19 protein-coding genes are annotated in these 18,295 nt (G+C 55.8%); 18 read left to right on the top strand and 1 reads right to left on the bottom strand.

The window, feature by feature from the left end:
* Window positions 1-34 precede the first annotated feature (34 nt).
* The 8 genes from pilM to R6U90_RS08440 are packed head-to-tail and all read left to right on the top strand — an operon-like array spanning window position 35 to window position 7,127.
* Complete coding sequence (gene pilM / locus R6U90_RS08475) at window positions 35-964, top strand: pilus assembly protein PilM (RefSeq protein ID WP_410352244.1); 930 nt, start codon at window positions 35-37, stop codon at window positions 962-964.
* On the top strand, window positions 961-1,578 hold the full coding sequence (locus R6U90_RS08470) for a PilN domain-containing protein (protein ID WP_410352243.1): 618 nt from the start codon (window positions 961-963) through the stop codon (window positions 1,576-1,578). The genes pilM and R6U90_RS08470 overlap by 4 nt, the downstream gene beginning before the upstream one ends.
* Window positions 1,575-2,237, top strand: a complete 663-nt coding sequence (locus tag R6U90_RS08465) for a hypothetical protein (protein WP_410352242.1) — start codon at window positions 1,575-1,577, stop codon at window positions 2,235-2,237. The genes R6U90_RS08470 and R6U90_RS08465 overlap by 4 nt, the downstream gene beginning before the upstream one ends.
* Window positions 2,230-2,562, top strand: a complete 333-nt coding sequence (locus tag R6U90_RS08460; RefSeq protein ID WP_410352241.1) for a general secretion pathway protein GspB — start codon at window positions 2,230-2,232, stop codon at window positions 2,560-2,562. The genes R6U90_RS08465 and R6U90_RS08460 overlap by 8 nt, the downstream gene beginning before the upstream one ends.
* Before the next feature lie 50 nt (window positions 2,563-2,612).
* Window positions 2,613-4,337: a pilus (MSHA type) biogenesis protein MshL gene (gene mshL / locus R6U90_RS08455; RefSeq protein ID WP_410352240.1), complete on the top strand. Its 1,725-nt coding sequence runs from the start codon at window positions 2,613-2,615 to the stop codon at window positions 4,335-4,337.
* Window positions 4,338-4,361: 24 nt separating this feature from the next.
* Window positions 4,362-5,291: an ExeA family protein gene (locus R6U90_RS08450; protein ID WP_410352239.1), complete on the top strand. Its 930-nt coding sequence runs from the start codon at window positions 4,362-4,364 to the stop codon at window positions 5,289-5,291.
* Complete coding sequence (locus tag R6U90_RS08445) at window positions 5,288-6,385, top strand: tetratricopeptide repeat protein (protein WP_410352238.1); 1,098 nt, start codon at window positions 5,288-5,290, stop codon at window positions 6,383-6,385. The genes R6U90_RS08450 and R6U90_RS08445 overlap by 4 nt, the downstream gene beginning before the upstream one ends.
* A 40-nt stretch (window positions 6,386-6,425) precedes the next feature.
* Window positions 6,426-7,127, top strand: a complete 702-nt coding sequence (locus R6U90_RS08440) for a hypothetical protein (protein ID WP_410352237.1) — start codon at window positions 6,426-6,428, stop codon at window positions 7,125-7,127.
* Between the two features lie 243 nt (window positions 7,128-7,370).
* On the opposite strand, the gene R6U90_RS08435 is transcribed toward R6U90_RS08440, so the two are convergent.
* The gene (locus tag R6U90_RS08435; protein ID WP_410352236.1) at window positions 7,371-8,066 is read right to left on the bottom strand and encodes a ComF family protein; all 696 of its coding nucleotides are present in this window, start codon (window positions 8,064-8,066) and stop codon (window positions 7,371-7,373) included.
* Window positions 8,067-8,152: 86 nt separating this feature from the next.
* On the opposite strand from R6U90_RS08435, the gene R6U90_RS08430 reads away from it, so the two are divergent.
* The 10 genes from R6U90_RS08430 (at window position 8,153) to R6U90_RS08385 (ending at window position 18,258) form a co-directional block, all read left to right on the top strand.
* A complete protein-coding gene (locus tag R6U90_RS08430; protein ID WP_310692500.1) occupies window positions 8,153-8,614 on the top strand; it encodes a hypothetical protein in 462 nt (153 codons plus the stop codon).
* Entirely contained in the window at window positions 8,615-9,589 is a 975-nt protein-coding gene (gene bioB, locus R6U90_RS08425) for a biotin synthase BioB (RefSeq protein ID WP_410352235.1), read from the top strand.
* A 226-nt stretch (window positions 9,590-9,815) separates the two neighbouring features.
* Window positions 9,816-10,973, top strand: a complete 1,158-nt coding sequence (gene bioF, locus R6U90_RS08420) for an 8-amino-7-oxononanoate synthase (protein ID WP_410352234.1) — start codon at window positions 9,816-9,818, stop codon at window positions 10,971-10,973.
* 3 nt (window positions 10,974-10,976) lie between these two features.
* On the top strand, window positions 10,977-11,774 hold the full coding sequence (gene bioH, locus R6U90_RS08415; RefSeq protein ID WP_410352233.1) for a pimeloyl-ACP methyl ester esterase BioH: 798 nt from the start codon (window positions 10,977-10,979) through the stop codon (window positions 11,772-11,774).
* Window positions 11,764-12,642, top strand: a complete 879-nt coding sequence (bioC, locus tag R6U90_RS08410) for a malonyl-ACP O-methyltransferase BioC (RefSeq protein WP_410352232.1) — start codon at window positions 11,764-11,766, stop codon at window positions 12,640-12,642. Before bioH ends, bioC begins: the two co-directional genes overlap by 11 nt.
* A gap of 8 nt (window positions 12,643-12,650) precedes the next feature.
* On the top strand, window positions 12,651-13,343 hold the full coding sequence (gene bioD / locus R6U90_RS08405) for a dethiobiotin synthase (RefSeq protein ID WP_410352231.1): 693 nt from the start codon (window positions 12,651-12,653) through the stop codon (window positions 13,341-13,343).
* Between the two features lie 469 nt (window positions 13,344-13,812).
* Window positions 13,813-14,952, top strand: coding sequence for a cytochrome c oxidase subunit II (coxB, locus tag R6U90_RS08400; RefSeq protein WP_410352230.1), 1,140 nt, complete (start codon window positions 13,813-13,815; stop codon window positions 14,950-14,952).
* A gap of 21 nt (window positions 14,953-14,973) precedes the next feature.
* A complete protein-coding gene (gene ctaD, locus R6U90_RS08395; protein ID WP_410352229.1) occupies window positions 14,974-16,545 on the top strand; it encodes a cytochrome c oxidase subunit I in 1,572 nt (523 codons plus the stop codon).
* A gap of 170 nt (window positions 16,546-16,715) precedes the next feature.
* Window positions 16,716-17,354 carry a cytochrome c oxidase assembly protein gene (locus R6U90_RS08390; RefSeq protein WP_410352228.1) on the top strand — a complete coding sequence of 213 codons (639 nt, stop codon included), beginning with the start codon at window positions 16,716-16,718 and terminating at the stop codon, window positions 17,352-17,354.
* A gap of 37 nt (window positions 17,355-17,391) precedes the next feature.
* The gene (locus R6U90_RS08385; RefSeq protein ID WP_410352227.1) at window positions 17,392-18,258 is read left to right on the top strand and encodes a cytochrome c oxidase subunit 3; all 867 of its coding nucleotides are present in this window, start codon (window positions 17,392-17,394) and stop codon (window positions 18,256-18,258) included.
* Window positions 18,259-18,295 lie beyond the last annotated feature (37 nt).

Genomic DNA, 18,295 nt, shown 5'->3' with positions numbered 1-18,295 from the left:
GAAAAAATCCAGGGCGGTACCGGGACTGGTCGGAGTGCATCTTTCCGATCAGGGCATCGCCGTGGCGGCCGTACGTCATCAGGCACAGCAACCGGTACTGGTTGCGTGTGAGTTTGTGGCTGTCCCCCTCGCTGAACGCCCCCGGGCTCTGGCCAGATTACTGGACGCAGAGGACCTGAACGGCATGCGGGTCAGCACCGTGCTCAACCACGGCGAGTTTGACCTGCAAATGATCGAGGCGCCGGAGGTGGCCGAAGACGAGTTGCAGGCGGCAGTGCGCTGGCGCATCAAGGACCGGCTCGAGTTCGATATCAATGAGGCGGTGCTGGATGTATTTACTATCCCCGGTCAGCAGGAGCGCGGCCGTCGGCCCATGGTCTATGTGGTAGCGGCGCATCAGGATCGGGTCAAGCAGTATATCGATGAACTGGAGGAGGCCGGCGCGGATCTGTGCTGCGTGGATATTCCCGAGCTGGCGCAACGCAATCTGGCCGTTCGCCTGCCCGAGGATGCCCGCGGAGTGGCCATGTTGTCGCTGGGCCCCGATTCGGGCCTGCTGACCCTGACCCGCGAAGGGGCGATTTATCTGGCGCGGGAACTGGATGTCGGTTATCGCATGCTCGAATCGTCCACCGCCACGGCAGACGGTGACAGCGACCTGCAACTGGAGGCCGACATTTCACCGGATCAACAGCGCGCGTTTGACACCATCGTGCTGGAAGTCCAGCGCTCGCTGGATTATTTCGAAAGCCATTTCGGGTTGCCACCCATCGGCCATCTGGCGCTGGCCCCGACCCCGAGGCCGCTGCCGGAGTTGCTCGAATACATGAGCAGTAACCTGGGAGTTCAGATCAAACCGCTGGAACTGGGTGAGCTGGTCGAGGCGGAATCCCTGCCGGATCGAAACACCCGGGCCGAAACGTTGCTGGCCATCGGGGCCGCCCTGCGGGAGCCGGGAACATGATGGCCAATCAGCAGATCAATCTCTACCAGGACATCTTCCGCGAGCAGCAGCAGCCGGTTTCCGCACGGCAGGTGGGCCTGGCGGTGCTGGGCCTGATCGTGTTGCTGGCGCTGGTCTCCGGATTTTTGCAGTGGCAGCACCAGGGGCTCAATACCAAGCTGGCCGAACGGGAGCAGCGCAAGGCCGAACTGGAACAACAGGTCGCGACACTGCGCCAGAAACTTGAAGCTCGCCAGGGCGATCGGCAATTGCAGGAGGCCGTCGAAGCCCTGAATAACGAGCTGGCGGCCAAGCAACAGATTCTGCAGGCGCTGTCGGGCAAGCGCTTCGGCAATACCGATGGCTTTGTGGAACATTTGACGGGACTGGCACGCCAGCGCATCGATGGTTTGTGGTTGACCGAACTGGCCCTGCGCCAGGGTGGTACACGCCTGGATATGCAGGGGCGCAGTCTCAAGCCCGAGTCTGTGCCGAATTATTTGCAGAAACTGTCTGCGGAGACGATTTTCGCCGGTACCGAATTCGATAACCTGTCCATCAGCCGCAATGCGGAGCAACCCCGACACATGGACTTTCAGTTGCAAAGCCGGGTGAAGCAGGAGCCGGCCGAATGAAGCAGACACTGCAACAGTGGGCTGAACGATTTGATGCGCTGACGTTACGCGAGCGCCTTATTCTGGGCGTGGGGGCCCTGCTGGTGATCGGCATCGTCTGGCTGGAGTTTATCTATCTGGTCCAGACCGGGGAGAACGAGAGCCTCGGTAACCGCATACAGACCGCCGATTCGCAGATTGCGGCCCTCGAACAACAGATTGCGGCGATGAACAGTGAGTCAGGGCGCGATCCCGATCAGGCCAACCGTCGGCGTCAGGAAAAATTGCAGGAGCAACTGTCCGAGGTCGATGCCCGGCTGCAGGAAAAAACCGCCAGTCTGATCAGTCCGGCGCAGATGGCGCAGGTACTGGAAGCGGTGTTGACGCAAAAAACCGATCTCAAGTTGATCGCGGTGCGTAATCTGCCGATTCAACCGTTGCTCGAATTGTCCGCGGATGGCGAAGGTGACTATCCCGACTCCGGAGTATACCGTCATGGAATGCAGATCGAATTCAGCGGTAGTTACCTGAGTACGCTGGAGTACCTCAAGGCATTGCAGGAATTGAAATGGGATTTTTACTGGGACAGTCTGCAACTGCAGGTGAAAAGTTATCCGGTTTCCAGTGTGACCATTACTGTGCATACACTGAGTCTGGAAGAGGGCTGGATCGGTGTTTGACAGAACCGCCACAGGATTATTGATATTGGGACTGGTGTTTGCCGTGCCGGTGAACGCCCGGCTGGATGATCCAACCCGGCCGCCGGGGTATCGACTGTATGTGCCAGGGGGTAAATCCACGGCGCCCAGCTGGCATGTCGATACCATCAAGATCGGCGAGCGGCAACGTATCGCTGTGATCAACGGCAAGCGCGTGCGGGAGGGCGACAGCGTCCACGGCGCCAGGGTGCTGGCAATTCAGCCGGGATATGTACAGTTGCGCTACAAACAGGAAGAGTTCGTCATCCGGCTGGTGCCGGGTGGTATTCGCAAACAGTTTCGCTAGACAATGATCGCGGCCTGGCCGCGGAGCAGGTAATCGTGCTGGAACATGCTATGACAAAAACACTGAAAATGACCCTCGTCGCCGGTTGTATCGCGCAACTGGTCGCCTGTGCAGGTACCCAGCCGCCACCGGCGACGCTGGAATCGATTGACGAGGCGCTCAATGAAGCGGGAGCCCGTTCGGCCGATCGACAGGGTGACGCCCCGGCCAGTATCAGCGAGGCCCTGATGCCGGAGTTTCATCTGCAGTTGCCCGACAGCAGCGGCATTGATACCGAGCCGCGTTTTGATATCAAGGTCAATCGCGCCGACGTGCGGCGTTTTTTCATGGAACTGGTAGAAGGTACACCGCACAACATGGTGATGCACCCGGATGTGGACGGGCGCATTACGCTGGATTTGAAGAATGTGACGGTGGCTGACGTGATGGAAGTCGTGCGCGATGTCTATGGTTATGATTATGACCAGACCCGCACCGGGTTCAGGGTGTTTCCCAATACGCTGACCTCCCGTATTTTCAGTCTTGATTATCTGGACATCAAGCGCAAAGGGGTCTCCAACCTGCGGGTCAGTTCCGGGCAAGTCACCGAGAATGCCCCGGCCAGCGGGACAGGAAGTACGGGAGGGCTGGCCGGCGGGGGAAGCAATATCAACCAGCCGGGCGGGCAGACCAATACCCTCTCCGGCAGTTCCATCAACACCGAATCCGAGTCGGATTTCTGGAAGGGTATGGAGTCCGCCCTGAAGACTATCGTGGGCAACAAGGAAGGGCGCAATGTGGTGGTCAATCGCCAGTCAGGACTGGTCGTGGTCAATGCCATGCCGGCGGAACTGCGCGCGGTGGAACGCTTTATCAAATCCACCCAGAATGTCGTTCAACGGCAGGTCATTCTTGAGGCCAGGATTATCGAAGTCGAACTCAATGAGCGGTTTCAAAGCGGTATCAACTGGTCAGCTCTGCACGATACGGCCAATAACAGCTTTTTGATCAACCAGACCGGCGGCGGCAGTGTCTTCGGCGGCTCGGGCGTGGCGAATACTGCCGGCGGTGACGGGAATCTCAATCCCAGCGCCCTCAACCAGGTGGATGGCTCGGCGGCTTCGGCTTTTGGCGGCGTTTTCTCCATGGCGCTGAACATCGGTAACGATTTTGCTGCCTTTATCGAACTGCTCAAGACCCAGGGTGATGTACAGGTCCTTTCCAGTCCGAAGGTCTCGACCATTAACAATCAGAAGGCGGTCATCAAGGTTGGCGAGGATGAGTTCTTTATCACCGACGTCGCCTCCAACACCGACATTACCACCGGGACCTCGACCACCAGCAGTAACGTGGAACTGACGCCGTTCTTCAGCGGGGTGGCGCTGGATGTGATCCCCCAGATCAGCGATGACGGCAATATCATTTTGCATGTTCATCCGTCAGTCAGTACGGTCACCGAAAAAACCAAAAATATCAGTGTCTCCTCGAGCACCAACTTCAGTGTGCCGCTGGCAATCAGTACTATCAGGGAATCAGACAGCATTATCCGTGCTCGCAGTGGCCAGGTTGTTGTCATCGGGGGGCTGATGCAGGATTCGGTCACCGATGAGGATGCCTCGGTGCCGTTACTCGGCGATTTGCCGTTGATTGGCGGTCTGTTCCGTCATACCCGTGAAGTGACTCGCAAGAGCGAACTGATCATTTTGCTCAAGCCGGTACTGGTCGAAGGAGATGATACGTGGTCCGATGCGGTTCGTTCCTCGCAGGAACGGATACGGCAGATGCGTAACCGATAGTAGGCAAAAAATGGGCGCAAGAACATGATGTATCTGCAACATTTCGGACTGCGGGAAGTGCCCTTTTCGATAACTCCGGATACGGCCTATTTTTTTTCTTACGGGCATTATGCCGACGCCCTGAATACCTTGCTGGTAGCCCTGCGCAGTGGTGAGGGATTTATCAAAGTGACCGGCGAGGTCGGCACCGGTAAAACATTACTGTGTCGCAAGCTGCTCAACACACTGGATAAGGATTTTTTCACTGCTTATATTCCCAATCCGATGGTGACACCTTCCGGTCTGCTGGCCGGCCTGGCTACGGAGTTGGGTGTTACCCTGTCTAACCGGCCTTACGGACAGTACCAGTTGCAAAAGCTGATCAGTGATCGACTGATTGAACTGACTGCTGAAGGCTGTAAAGTTGTGTTATGTCTGGATGAGGCTCAGGCCATACCGACCGATACCCTGGAGACTCTGCGCCTGTTGACCAACCTGGAAACGGAAAAATACAAGCTGATGCAGGTGGTATTGTTTGGTCAGCCGGAACTGGATGATCGGCTGAATACCCGGCAGGTTCGTCAGCTCAAGCAACGCATTAGTTTCTCCTATCGACTGGAGCCGATCGATCGCGAGGGACTCGATTCCTATGTCTCTCACAGGCTGGTGGTGGCCGGCTACCAGGGAGGCGGACTATTCGAGCACGGGGCGATGCGCACGTTATATAAATGCAGTCGCGGTATACCGCGGTTGATCAATATTCTGTCACACAAAGCGATGATGGCCGCCTATGGACGGGGCGATACCACGGTTGACGAGCAACATATGCGTCTGGCGGTCAGGGATACCGAGGATGCCCAGCTGTCACGTCCGCCTCGGCGCTACTGGTCGTGGTGGCTGGTTGCGGTGACCGTGCTGGTGTCGGTTATAGTGTTCTACTGGCAGGGTGACAGGTTGCCGGGAGTCAGTTTATGAGCCTGATTAACCAGATGCTCAAGGATCTGGAAAAACGGCGGGCCGATTCGGTGGCATCGCCGGACGGTACGTTGCAAGGCGTGAATCGGTATACGGTGTCCCGTCGGCGTCCGCCCTATCTGATTTATACCCTGACTGCGGCACTGGTATTACTGGTAGTGGTCGTCGGTGTGCTTGGCTGGTTCTATTTCAATGTGCCGCAATCGTCCGGGGCAAGCGCGCCGCCGGTCGCCACGGCCCCGGTGCAAGCGGTCGAAACCGCCCCGTTGCCACAAGCGGACGGCGAGCAAACTGCTCCACCCACTGAGAGAGTCAGGTCCGGGTTGGCAACGGCGGAACAGGATGCGACCGAGGAAAACGCCGCGCCGAAAACTGCGGACCCGTCGCAGAATAAACCGGCCGCCAGGCCCGAGCCGGAATCCGCCTCGTCACGGCCCGAACGCCGTTCGGCGCAGACCGATACGGCGAACAGGGCATCGCAACCGGTCACCAAGCGCAGTCGGCCATTGAGCGATGAACAGCGCGCGGAGCTGGCATACAAAAAGGGTTATCAATTACTCGGCCGGGATCAAAATGAAGCCGGCGAACGCCACTTGCGGGAAGCATTGCAGCATTACCGGCAACATCACAGGGCCCGGGAGCTGCTGGCCGGGGTTTATATTAAAAGCGGGCGTTATGTGGAAGCGGCCACCTTGTTGAAAGAGGGTGTGTCCCTGGCGCCGCAGAACAGTACGTTTGCCAAACTTTACGCCCGGGTTCTGCTCAAGCAGGGCAAAGCGGCGCAGGCCATCACCGTGCTCGAACGTCAGCCGCCGCAGATGGGGGTGGACAGTGATTATCATGCCCTGCTGGCGGCGATCTATCAGCAGGCGGGCTACCATCTCAAAGCCGCGGCAACCTACCGGGATCTTTTGCGGCTCAACCCCCGTCAGGGGAACTGGTGGATCGGGTTGGGGATTTCCCTGGAACAGCTGCAGAAATACACCGAGGCACGCTCTGCCTATAAACGGGCCAGGAACAGCCCGGCCCTGCCGGGAAATCTTAAAGAGTTTGCCGAAAAACGACTGAGCGCGCTGGCGGCTGCGGGATTGTAAATTCCGCACCAGGTCACGTTTTGGCGAGTGGTTTGCGCTGGTGGTCTGTTCTATAATCAGTGGCAACGAATTCTTGCCGACCTTGCCCATGTTCCTGATCAAGTATCTCAATGCCGGATTGCTCAGTGTCGCCGTGAGCCTGCTGCTCATGGCACCGCCGCTGTATGCCGGTGAGCATGAGCCGGGCTACTTGCCGCAGTTTAGTCTGAACCTGGATGCAGAAACCCGGCGGACCCTGCAGCTGCATGACGACAGCGAATCCCGCCAGACTATTCTGCAACCCCGGTTACAGAACGTGGACGCACTTTCGGCCTCGGCCGGTACGGCCGATCGTTTGCAGGAATATGACACCCGCTTGTTCTATCCGGTCAGTACGGCGCACGGTATGTCACTGGATCTGGGGCTCAATATCAAGTATCTCGAAGCGACAGGTCGTTATCCGCAGGCGGAAGGCCCGGCTGCCGTACATAATTTCAACCAGGCCATTCCCATGTTTTATGCCACCGCCCTGTTCGAACTGCCGTTTGACGGATTGTCGGCTTCACTGGAAGGCAGCCATCGCGATAGCGAACGGGCCCGTGCCTTTGATTATCAGGCCAAGCTGCAATACAAATGGCATCGCGGCCTCGGGCTTGAAGGCGGCTGGCGACACCAGCAATATTCCCTGGATAACGGCCAGACCGCCCCCCCACTGGAATATGAATCCAGAGGCATCTTCCTCGATCTGTTCATGGATTTCTGATCTTGGGGGCGGGTTGCAGGCAATAACCTTAAAACAGAAGGATGTATCCTGCTCGCCCACTGCCTTGAACATACCGGATCCAGCGACGATTCCATTTACTGTTTTTCCGGTACTGTTCGGTGATTATGTCCATGCTGGACGCCGTTTTATTCACCCCACAACAATAAATCATTATCTTCTTTGCGCTCTTTACGCTTTTTGCGTTAATTCCAGCGCTCGTCACTCGGTGAAGATACCGGCGTTTCAGCGTGGAAAGTCAGCACGAGCAACCGCGATGACGGTGATTGGCCCCGCCCCGGCGCATTGCAGGCAATGGGCCAGTTCGTTAACGGTATGACCGCTGGTGACCACGTCGTCAATGATCCCAATGGCGCAACCTTGCAGATCGGCATGGGTATAAAATGCCCGGTGCAGATTCCTCGCCCGTTGCGCCAGAGGCAGGCTGCTCTGTACGGCGGTTGGACGAACCCGGTGACAGAGATGCACCGGCAAAGGCAACTGGTACTGCCGTGCGAGGAAACGACCGATCTCCAGTGACTGATTGTAGCCCCGTTCACGCAGACGTTGCGGATGCAGGGGGACCGGCAACAGGACATCCAGCGTTGCGAGGCGATTTGGTGGCAGGAGCTCGCTCAGCAATTCGCCCAACAGGCGGGCATATTGCAGCCGCTGTTGGAACTTGAAAGCGGTAATCAACTGGTCGATGGGACGCGCATAAACGAAGGGAATCAGCGCCTGTTGATAGTGCGGTGGACGGACCAGACACTGGCCACACAGGGTCTGGTCGGGGGCCGTAGGCAGGGCACAACGGTGGCAGGCATGTTGATTGTGCGGCAGGGCGGCGAGACAGGCGGCGCACAGGGGTTGGCCGGGCGCCAGCGGTGCATGGCAGAGCCAGCAGATCGGCCGAAAAAGCTCGAAATTTAACCAGTTGTTCACTCTGCGCATCCTTGCGAGTTGACACCGGCGGTGGGGTGTCTATTATGCGGTTCCTTGCCCCCCAGTCTAGCCGAGAGTCATGCGCCGTGGAATCGCAAAACAGCACTTCAAGCTATTTTATCAGTGCTGACAGTTGTCGCCGGATGGCGCGCCTGTTCAATATCGGCAATATCATTGCCGTGGCGCCGGGGCTGATCATGGCGCCCTGGATCCTGCTGGGGGAGCCGCCCGCCATGACTCTGATTTTCATGTTTATTCTGATGGTGGTGCCGCCGATTTTGTGGTTTGGTGTCTCCATCGCGGTCTACACCATCGCCCGCCACCATCCCAATGAGCGGGTCGGGCATTACACCCAGCAGGCGGCCTACCGGTTTTATGGGGCATTCGGCATCGTCATCCCGGTAGGTACCTTTTATGGCACACAGTGGCAGTTGTGGATCATCACCGGCGGTATCGTCGCGTTGATTCTGATCCCCTGGTCGCTGTGGGAGCTGTATCGCATTCAACAAGAGCCCTGGCAAGACACGTACGGGGAAGGGGAGAACTAAATGTCACAAATCGCCAGCGCTACCACGATCGATAACAATCTTCGCCATGACTGGCAGGTCGAGGAGATCGATGGCCTGTTCAATCTGCCATTCAATGATCTGCTGTTCCATGCCCAGCAGGTACACCGCCACTATTTCGAGCCCAACCAGGTGCAGGTCAGCACGCTGCTGAGCATCAAGACCGGTAAATGTCCGGAGGATTGCGGTTATTGTCCGCAAAGCATTCGTTACGATACCGGCCTGGAAGTCGAACCGCTCATGCCCCTGGAAGAGGTAATCGAATCCGCGAAGGCGGCCAAAGCCAATGGCTCCAGCCGCTTTTGCATGGGCGCGGCCTGGCGCAGCCCGAAAGATCGGGATCTGGAGCCGGTCATCGAGATGGTACGGGCGGTCAAGGATCTCGGACTGGAAACCTGCCTGACCCTGGGGATGCTGACCGAAAGCCAGAGCCGGCGGCTCAGGGAAGCGGGACTCGATTATTACAACCATAACCTGGATACCTCGCCGGAATATTACGGCGAGGTAATCACTACCCGGACCTACCAGGATCGCCTCGATACCCTGGAACACGTGCGCAATGCCGGCATGCATGTCTGTTGCGGCGGCATCCTCGGCATGGGTGAGAGCCGTTATGATCGTGCCCGGCTGATGCAACAACTGGCCAATCAGCCGCAGCATCCCGAAAGCGTGCCCATCAACATGTTGGTACGCGTGGAAGGCACGCCGCTGCAGGAAGCCGGGGATTTCGACCACATCGAATTCGTGCGCAGCATTGCCGTGGCCCGGATCCTGATGCCCGGATCCTACGTGCGCCTGTCGGCCGGACGCGAGGAGATGTCCGATGAAATGCAGGCACTGTGCTTCCTGGCCGGCGCCAACTCGGTCTTCTACGGCGAAAAACTGCTGACTACCCCCAACCCCGGTGCCGACCACGATATGCAACTGTTCGACAAACTCGGCATCCAGGCGGTTTAAAAAATTCATAACGCAAAGGCGCAAAGAACGCAGAGGATTTATTATTTGATTGTTCTTGTCGTACCGGGTTACCAGGCAGTTAATAGCACCGGTTGGAGTTCTTTTTGATGACCAGCGCGACTGAAAGAGGACGACCAAAATGAAAACGGCGTTGATGGTACACGAATCATTTTATTCCATTCTTTGCGACCTCTGCGCCTTTGCGCCTCTGCGTTAATCTCTTTTTATGGTCAGTTATCAGAAGTTGCAGGAAGGTCTTGAGGAACGCCGGGCGCGGCATTTGTATCGCTCGCGGCAGGTGCTGGAGGGGCCACAGGGGCCGCGGGTGGTGATTGACGGGCGCGAATATCTGAATTTCTGCAGTAATGATTATCTCGGTCTGGCCAATCACCCCGAGGTTAAACAGGCGTTCAAACGCGGCGTCGATGAGTACGGCGTGGGCAGCGGGGCGGCACATCTGGTGAGCGGGCATGCCCGGCCACATCATCAGCTGGAAGAAGAGCTGGCCGGGTTCGTCGGACGGCCCCGGGCACTGCTGTTTTCCACGGGCTATATGGCTAACCTCGGTGTGGCCAGTGCCTTGCTCGGGCGCAGGGATGCGATATTCGAAGATCGCATCAACCATGCCTCGCTAATCGATGCGGCACAATTGTCCGGCGCGCGATTGCAACGCTACCGGCATGCTGACAGTGAACACCTGCAGCAGTTGCTGGACAGCAGCAAGGCAACAACCCGGCTGATTGCTACTGATGGCGTGTTCAGCATGGACGGCGATCTGGCGCCGTTGCCGTCACTGGCGCAACGGGCCCGGCAGCAGGACGCGTGGTTGATGGTAGATGATGCTCACGGGCTGGGTGTCATCGGCGGCAGCGGCCGGGGCTCGCTGGAACAGTATGATCTGGGAATCAATGAGGTGCCAATTCTGGTCGGCACACTGGGCAAGGGTTTTGGGACTTTCGGCGCGTTTGTCGCCGGCGAGGAAGCCCTGATAGAAAGCCTGATTCAGCAGGCCCGCAGTTATATCTATACCACGGCATTGCCCCCGGCCGTGGCCGAGGCAACCCGGGCCAGTCTGCAACTGGTACAGACGGAAGCCTGGCGGCGAGACAAACTGCAGCAGTTGATCACACAGTTTCGTGCCGGCGCCGCGCAGCTGGGGTTGGATCTGGGTGCATCGACCACCCCCATACAGCCGTGGATTGTCGGCGAGACCGAACGGGCGCTGGCCTTGAGTGACAAGTTGAAACAGCAGGGCATTCTGATCAGCGCGATCCGTCCGCCGACGGTGCCCCGGGGCACGGCGCGTCTGCGTATTACTTTTTCGGCCACGCATGAGCCGGCGGATATCACGCAGCTGCTGGACAGGATCGAGACGGTGTTATAAAGCATGACGAACACATCACCACTTCAGGTGACTCGCACGGGACAGGGGCCGGACCTGGTGTTATTGCATGGCTGGGGCATGCATAGCGGTATCTGGTACACGGTGAGCGAGGCGCTGCAGGCGCAGTACCGTCTGCATCTGGTGGATTTGCCCGGGCACGGGCAAAGTCAGCACGCTGACAGTGAGTTTGACTTGCCGCAACTGGCGGAAAGAATATGGCAAAGTGTGTCGCCGCAACTGGACGGGCCGGCTTTCTGGCTGGGCTGGTCACTGGGGGGGCTGGCGGCTCTGCAGATTGCGCTGCAACGACCCGAACAGATTCGGGGAATGCTGCTGGTGGCCAGTACCCCGCGTTTCAGCCAGGCCGACGACTGGCCGCATGCGATGCCGCCACAACTGCTGGAGAGCTTCGCGGCACAACTGCGCGAAGATCATCGAATGACTCTGCAACGTTTCCTGGCACTGCAGGTCAAGGGCAGTGAGTCGGCCCGGGAGGCATTGCGTACCTTACGTCAGCAGGTACTGGAGATGGCCGGGGTTAACGTAACGGCGCTGCAAAGCGGACTGACCATTTTGAAAGAGGCGGATTTGCGCGAACAGTTAGCGCGAATCCGCCAGATGCCGCTGCTGCTGGTGATGGGAGAACAGGACATGCTGGTGCCAGCGGCGGCCGCAGTAGCTCTGGCAGGCGAATTTGAAGACAGTCAGACTGTGGTTATCGAGGGGGCGGGACATGCGCCGTTTGTCTCTCACCCGCAGACATTTATTCAACAAGTGATGATGTTTCTACATGCAAGATAATGACGCACAGATGGTCGACAAGCGGCAGTCCCGTACAGCGTTTGATCGTGCCGCCAAAAGTTATGATCAGGCCGCGGTATTGCAGCGGGAAGTGGCTGATCGCATTCTGGAACGACTCGATTACATAAAACATGTTCCGCAACGTCTGCTGGATGTGGGCTGCGGTACGGGCTATACATTACCCGCGCTGGCACAGCGTTATCCTGGCAGCGAGATATGGGCACTTGATGTATCCTTGAATATGCTGGGTCAGGCCCGGGGCAAACCGGGTTTATGGCAGAAGATGCGCAGCCGCTTTCGGTATGTAGCCGGCGATGCCGAGCAACTGCCGCTGGCCGATGCCAGTGTGGATATGATTTTTTCCAGTCTGGCCATCCAGTGGTGCGTGGATCTGGAACAGACCTTTGCCGAAATGCGTCGCGTCCTGAAGCCGAACGGGTTGTTAATGTTCAGCACCTTCGGGCCGGATACCCTTGGCGAGTTGCGCCAGTGTTTTGAGGCAGTGGATGCATACTCACATACCAACCGGTTTATTGATATGCATGATATTGGCGATGCCCTGTTGCGTCACGGTTTTGGCGACCCGGTCATGGACATGGAAATGCTGACAGTAACCTATCCGGATCTGTTTTCCATCATGCGTGATCTAAAACAAATTGGCGCGCATAACGTTACCCGGGGACGTGCCCGTGGCCTGACCGGCAAGCGGCGCATGCAGGCGGTCAAAGAAGCCTATGAGAAATTTCGCCGTGAGCAGCGACTGCCGGTAAGTTATGAAGTGTTATATGGGCATGCCTGGGCAATGGAATCCAGTGGTCAGAGCTGCGCGGATCCCCGTGAAGTACCTGTCAAATTCATCGGCCGATGAGTAGTTCAATGACACAATACCCGGGCGTGTTTGTTACCGGTACCGACACGGAGATCGGGAAGACCTTTTGCAGCCGTTTGTTGATCGCGGCTTTGCAACAGCATGGGTTACGGGTCGCCGCGATGAAGCCTGTTGCCAGCGGCGGGGAGTATCAGCAAGGGCAGCTGGTCAATGATGATGCGCTGCAATTACAACAGCAGTCTGGTCTGCCGCTGGCGTATGAATTGATCAATCCCTATGTGTTCGAGCCCCCGATCGCCCCGCATCTGGCGGCCAGTCAGGCAGGTGTTCGTATTGAGCGTGAACCGATCCTCCGGGCTTTTGAGCAATTACAACGACACAGCGATCAGGTTATTGTCGAAGGTGTCGGTGGTTGGCGCGTACCCCTGAATGACAGTTTTTCTGTTTCAGATTTACCTGGCTTGCTGGGCTTGCCGGTAGTGCTGGTAGTCGGAATGCGACTGGGTTGTTTGAATCATGCAATGCTAACGATCGAAAGTATCGAACAACAGAATATCCCGGTGGTCGGCTGGATCGCCAATGGGGTCGACCCCGATTTTGCGGCTCAACAGGGCAATCTGCAGACCCTCGAGTCCCGTCTTCCTGTACCCTGCCTGGCGCAGATTCCCTACCAGCGCACTCCACTTGCTCCGCAACAATTCGAACAACTGGTAGCAAGCATCAATATAAGTTTGTTGTAATATTCTGAATGAATGAAACTCATTGGCAATTTCCAGGTTAATCGTTAAGCTCATTAAGCAAGCCACACCACTGAAAGTACATTACTGGTTAGCAGGTAGCAGAAAACCGGCAAATAGCTAATTAGAAGATAATCATATTAGCGGTTACTTTTATATCTGTTTGTTATAAGCCCATACTTTCTTTTTTATTGCGGAGCCGGATACGCCTGACTACCATGGATAATAATCTGTAAAAGATGGCATTCCGCTGGCCGGCAAAAACAGGCCGGGGCAGTTGTATTTGAAAAACAAGAATAAACAAAAGCCTGCTGCCAGCAGGTAATCAACAGTCTCAGGCAGCAGATAAGATTCAATTTATAAATTTTCCACTCTGGCTGATCATAAATATTAAAACAAGCGTGTGTGGCGAGAGCATAGAAAAACCATAATCAATAAAATCAAGTGATTCCCAACCGGAAGAGGTAGAGGTATGTCGGCAAATACTATAACGAGAAAGCTCCGAAGCTTCCTATATGCTGTTTTGTTGTTGGGTCCGGGCAGCGCATTTGCAGAATACGGCCTGAATATGTCCGAGACAGTGACTGTCGTCGGCAAGGAGATTTATGGCCTGCACATGCTGGTGCTGTGGATTGTCACTATCGTTGGTATCGGTGTATTCGGGGTAATGATTTATTCCCTTTTCAAGCACCGTAAATCCAGGGGAGCGAAACCGGCGCAGTTTCATGAAAGTACCACCGTGGAAGTCATCTGGACTATTGTCCCGCTGGTGGTTCTTGTCTTGATTGCCATACCGGCGACCAAGACGCTGATTAAGATAGAGGACACCAGCAATGCCGACGTTACCGTCAAGGCGACCGGCTGGCAATGGAAATGGCAATACGAATATTTGGATGAAGACGTAAGCTTTTTCAGTAACCTTGATTCAGCCAGTAACGAAGCTCGACAAAAAGACTCTGGCGTGGATGTACGGACAGTAGAAAACTATCTGCTGGATGTAGACAACCCGATCGTGGTTCCGGTTAACAAAAAAGTCCGGATACTGACCACGTCAAATGATGTGATTCATGCCTGGTGGGTCCCCGACCTCGGGGTCAAGCGTGATGCTATTCCCGGCTATATCAATGAAAGCTGGTTCGAAGCGACTGAAACCGGGACCTATCGCGGTCAATGTGCCGAGCTATGTGGCAAGGATCACGGCTTTATGCCTATCGTCGTCAAGGTGGTCGCTGAGAATGAGTATCAGGACTGGGTTGCAGAGCAAAAACAGGCTGCCGCAGCAGCCAGTGCCGGAAGCGACCAGGAATGGGCCGAGGAGGAACTGCTGGCCCGGGGCGAAGAAGTGTACAAAGCCAACTGCGCTGCCTGTCACCAGGCCAACGGACAGGGCATTCCAGGTACTTTCCCGGGGCTGGTCGACGGGGAGATTACTACCGGTCCGGCTGAAGGCCATATCGATATTGTTCTGAATGGCAAGAGCGGGACTTCAATGCAGGCCTTTGGTCCGCAGCTCAATGATGCCGATCTGGCCGCGGTTATCACTTATGAACGTAAAAGCTGGGGCAACGACGCCAGCGTTGTGCAACCGTCAGCCGTAAAGGCAGCACGCTAAGGCGTAGCGGAGGAGATAAGAATGAGTACAGTAGCTGCGACACACGAGCATCACCACCCGACGGGTATTACGCGTTGGCTGTTTACCACCAACCATAAAGATATCGGTACCCTGTATCTGTGGTTCGCTTTCATTATGTTCCTGACCGGCGGCGCCATGGCTATGGTTATTCGTGCTGAGCTGTTTCAGCCGGGTATGCAGATTGTCGATCCCCACTTCTTTAACCAGATGACCACCATGCATGGCCTGATCATGGTCTTCGGGGCGGTCATGCCGGCGTTCGTCGGTCTGGCCAACTGGCAGATTCCACTGATGATCGGTGCGCCGGACATGGCCCTGCCACGCATGAACAACTGGTCATTCTGGATATTGCCGTTCGCTGGCACCATGCTGGTCAGCACCCTGTTCATGGAAGGCGGCGGCCCGGCCTTCGGCTGGACCTTTTATGCCCCATTGTCCACGACGTTTGCGCCGGCCAGCACGGATTTCTTCATCTTTGCGATTCACCTGCTCGGCTTCTCGTCCATCATGGGGGCCATCAATATTATCGCAACCATTTTGAACATGCGCGCGCCGGGCATGACGCTGATGAAGATGCCGCTGTTCGTCTGGACCTGGTTGATTACCGCCTTCCTGCTGATTGCCGTTATGCCGGTACTCGCCGGTGCGGTAACCATGATGCTGACCGATCGCAACTTTGGCACCAGCTTCTTTGATGCGGCCGGCGGTGGTGACCCGGTACTGTTCCAGCATGTGTTCTGGTTCTTCGGACACCCAGAGGTTTACATCATGATCCTGCCGGCCTTCGGTGTGGTCTCGCAGATTATTCCGACCTTCGCCCGCAAGCCGCTGTTTGGATATGCGTCGATGGTTTATGCGACCGCAGCCATTGCGTTCCTGTCATTCATCGTCTGGGCGCACCATATGTTTACGGTAGGCATGCCGCTGGCGGGTGAGCTCTACTTTATGTACGCCACGGTAATGATTGCGGTGCCGACCGCGGTCAAGGTGTTCAACTGGACCGCCACCATGTGGAAAGGCTCGATGACCTTCGAGGCACCGATGCTGTGGGCGATCGCCTTTGTGTTCCTGTTCACCATTGGCGGGTTTACCGGCCTGATGCTGGGTGTGGCGCCGGCTGACTTCCAGTATCACGATACCTATTTTGTTGTGGCGCATTTCCACTATGTACTGGTGACCGGTGCGGTGTTCGCGATTATCGCAGGCGTGTACTACTGGCTGCCGAAATGGACCGGTAACATGTACAGCGAAACACTGGCCAGGTGGCACTTCTGGCTGTCAGCCATTTCCGTCAATGTGCTGTTCTTCCCGATGCACTTTGTCGGTCTGGCCGGTATGCCGCGACGGATTCCGGACTATTCCCCGATGTTTGCCGAGTTCAACATGATGGCCTCGATCGGCGGATTTGTCTTCGGTGCCAGTCAGCTGCTGTTCCTGTATATCCTCATTAAGACTATTCGAGGTGGAGAAAAAGCCACCGACAAGGTCTGGGATGGCGCAGACGGCCTGGAATGGACGGTTCCTTCACCGGCGCCGTATCATACCTTTGAAACACCACCACAGGTTAAATAAGTCGAAAGTGGGGAGGCAGTAATAAATGTCTCCCCGTATGACCAGACAAGGCAGGTATGATGAGTAGTTACGTGGCACGATCGAAAGCAAAAAAATCGACAATTGCAATCCTGGTGTTGATTGCCCTGGGATTCTATATCGCGATTTTTGCCAAATACTGGTAACCGGTCATGACACAGGACAACAATCCCGAAAAAACACATGGTCGACTGATAAGCAAGCTGACCGTAGTTGTGTTTGCGATGTTCGGCTTTGGGTTTGCACTGGTTCCTTTGTACGATATGGTCTGTGATGCCTTCGGTATTAATGGTCGCTTTCTGGAGATTCAGGATGGCAGTTATACCGCGGAAAAAGGCTCCGCCAAAGGCCGGGAGCTGGCAGCAAGAAAGGATCTCGATCGCACAGTAACAGTCCAGTTTACGACTACGTTAAATCAGAATATGGCCTGGGAATTCAAAACAATGACCCGGACCATGAAGTTACACCCTGGTGAAATCAGGCAGGTGAAATTTTATGCCAGGAACAGGACAGACCAGACTGTTGTGGCACAGGCAGTGCCTAGTCTCTCGCCGTCCCAGGCAGTGAAATATTTCACCAAGATGGAGTGTTTCTGCTTTAACCAGCAAACTTTCGAGCCGGGGGAGGTCAAGGAAATGCCACTGGTATTTGTAGTTGATCCGGATTTGCCTGACCACGTCAATACGATCACTCTTGGCTATACATTTTTTGATACTGATAAAAACGCCAGGCTGGAAGGTAACAACAAGCAGATTACGATTGCTGAAAACAGTCAGGTCTATTCGAACTAATAACAATTAGCATAATAAGCATAAAAGAGGGGTAGCCATGTCACACGCACAAGGTAGCTATTATTTACCCGAGCCGAGCCATTGGCCAATTGTCGGCTCGGTTGGTCTGTTCACGCTACTGGCCGGTTTTGCCGGTTGGTTGCATGGTGGCAGCAGCCTGTGGATGATCGCCGGCGCCATTATCGTCATCGTGATGATGTTTGGCTGGTTTGGCAAAGTCATCTCCGAAAGTGAAGGTGGACAATACAATGCGCAGGTAGACACCTCTTTTCGCATGAGCATGGCCTGGTTTATTTTTTCGGAGGTGATGTTTTTTGCTGCCTTCTTTGGCGTCCTGTTCTACGTAAGGCAATGGGCATTGCCCTGGCTTGATGGGGCAGGCAACAATGCCATGACCGGCGAATTGTTATGGCCTAACTTCCAGGCAGCCTGGCCCTTGCTGGATGTGCCGGGTGAAGGCTTTGACAAACCGAAGGATGTTATCGGTGCCTGGGGAGTCCCTTTTTACAATACAGTTATCCTGCTGACGTCCGGTCTGACCGTTACCTGGGCTCACTGGGGTCTGAAGAGAAACAATCGTACGCAATTGATCGCCGGGCTTTTTCTGACTGTGTTACTCGGCGCAGTATTTATTTCACTGCAGGCCTGGGAATATGGTCATGCTTATAGTGATCTGAATCTCAAACTGTCATCCGGAATTTATGGGTCGACTTTCTTTATGCTGACCGGTTTTCATGGTCTGCATGTAATGGTTGGCGCGATCATGTTGCTGGTGATGTTGTTAAGATCAATCAAGGGGCACTTTACGGCCAAGCATCACTTTGCCTTTGAGGCGGCAGCCTGGTACTGGCACTTTGTTGATGTGGTATGGCTCGGTCTGTTTATCTTTGTCTACTGGTTGTAACAAACGATAACATGGCTATGGAAAGCGCCGCGATAGC

The sequence above is a fragment of the Thiohalophilus sp. genome (assembly GCF_046483665.1).
Taxonomy (GTDB): Bacteria; Pseudomonadota; Gammaproteobacteria; order UBA6429; family Thiohalophilaceae; genus Thiohalophilus.
Note: the sequence above shows the minus strand (reverse complement) of the source record. Positions and strands in the feature narration are given on the sequence as shown.

Bases quoted from the DNA above. Each gene is read 5' to 3' on its own strand.
- R6U90_RS08470 (WP_410352243.1), top strand. From the start codon at position 961: ATGATGGCCAATCAGCAGATCAATCTCTACCAGGACATCTTCCGCGAG.
- R6U90_RS08465 (WP_410352242.1), top strand. From the start codon at position 1,575: ATGAAGCAGACACTGCAACAGTGGGCTGAACGATTTGATGCGCTGACG.
- mshL (WP_410352240.1), top strand. From the start codon at position 2,613: ATGACAAAAACACTGAAAATGACCCTCGTCGCCGGTTGTATCGCGCAA.
- R6U90_RS08450 (WP_410352239.1), top strand. From the start codon at position 4,362: ATGATGTATCTGCAACATTTCGGACTGCGGGAAGTGCCCTTTTCGATA.
- R6U90_RS08445 (WP_410352238.1), top strand. From the start codon at position 5,288: ATGAGCCTGATTAACCAGATGCTCAAGGATCTGGAAAAACGGCGGGCC.
- bioB (WP_410352235.1), top strand. From the start codon at position 8,615: ATGTCACAAATCGCCAGCGCTACCACGATCGATAACAATCTTCGCCAT.
- bioF (WP_410352234.1), top strand. From the start codon at position 9,816: ATGGTCAGTTATCAGAAGTTGCAGGAAGGTCTTGAGGAACGCCGGGCG.
- bioH (WP_410352233.1), top strand. From the start codon at position 10,977: ATGACGAACACATCACCACTTCAGGTGACTCGCACGGGACAGGGGCCG.
- bioC (WP_410352232.1), top strand. From the start codon at position 11,764: ATGCAAGATAATGACGCACAGATGGTCGACAAGCGGCAGTCCCGTACA.
- bioD (WP_410352231.1), top strand. From the start codon at position 12,651: ATGACACAATACCCGGGCGTGTTTGTTACCGGTACCGACACGGAGATC.
- coxB (WP_410352230.1), top strand. From the start codon at position 13,813: ATGTCGGCAAATACTATAACGAGAAAGCTCCGAAGCTTCCTATATGCT.
- ctaD (WP_410352229.1), top strand. From the start codon at position 14,974: ATGAGTACAGTAGCTGCGACACACGAGCATCACCACCCGACGGGTATT.
- R6U90_RS08390 (WP_410352228.1), top strand. From the start codon at position 16,716: ATGACACAGGACAACAATCCCGAAAAAACACATGGTCGACTGATAAGC.
- R6U90_RS08385 (WP_410352227.1), top strand. From the start codon at position 17,392: ATGTCACACGCACAAGGTAGCTATTATTTACCCGAGCCGAGCCATTGG.